This is a genomic window from Oleiphilus sp. HI0080, from assembly GCF_001635135.1.
This window is the reverse complement of record NZ_LWFU01001129.1, coordinates 1-916: the sequence shown is the minus strand read 5'-3', so window position 1 is coordinate 916 and position 916 is coordinate 1. Positions and strand designations below refer to the sequence as shown.

The following is a 916-nucleotide window of genomic DNA, read 5'->3' as shown; positions in this document are numbered from 1 at the left end:
AAAATAAGAGTCGTATGAATTCAAGATTAGTATATATCACCCCTCTCGTTTTAGCGGTTGGCTTGGGACTCATTCTTTACACTGCTTTGGGAAAAGATCCAAACAAACTCGAAACTGCAAGGTTAAACGACCCCATTCCCGAGTTTGAGTTGTCCGTCCTTGAGGATCAGGGGCTTAAAGTGAATCAAGACGCGCTAAAAGGTCGGCCTTCTCTTTTGAACGTTTGGGCGACATGGTGCCCTTCCTGTCGAACCGAGCACCCATATTTAATCAGGCTTGCTAATAAAGGCGTACCCATCATTGGTTTGAATTATAAAGACGATCGGTCTAAGGCCAATCAATGGCTGGTAGAGCTTGGCGACCCTTATTCTTTGAATATATATGATCCAAAGGGTTCGTTTGGTTTCGATCTTGGCGTCTATGGAGCGCCAGAAACATATCTTGTGGATAAAGACGGGATCGTTCGGTATCGCCATGTTGGTGAAGTGAATCAGCGCATCTGGGAAGCACAAATTGAGCCGCGTTATCGCGAGCTACTTGGGAAGTAAGGAGTATCTCTTGCCTCATATCATGGTCTTCGCATGTTTGTTGTCGCTTTCGTTTTTAACGCAGTCGTCAAGTATCGACGTCTTCGAATTCAGCAGTGATGAAAACCGCCAATCCTACAAAGAATTGACCCGAGAATTACGGTGCCCCAAATGTCAAAACCAGGATATCGCGGATTCCAATGCCCCCATTGCTAAGGATATGCGTGTGCAGGTTCATCGACTCGTAGAAGACGGAAAAACCTCAGACGAAGTCGTGAATTATATGATTGAGCGGTTTGGTGACTTTGTTACGTATAAGCCCAAAGTCAGCACAGAGACCTATCTACTTTGGTATGGGCCTTGGGTTTTTATTGTCCTTGGCGCTCTCG

The 916-nt window shown here is 45.6% G+C and carries 2 protein-coding genes; both read left to right on the top strand.

All coding sequences use genetic code 11. The features are described 5' to 3' along the window. On the top strand, positions 1-548 hold a 548-nt coding region (locus A3751_RS20355), incomplete at its 5' end, for a DsbE family thiol:disulfide interchange protein (RefSeq protein ID WP_369821269.1). A gap of 10 nt (positions 549-558) precedes the next feature. Continuing rightward, a partial coding sequence (locus A3751_RS20350; RefSeq protein WP_156492680.1) for a cytochrome c-type biogenesis protein occupies positions 559-916 on the top strand: 358 nt, incomplete at its 3' end.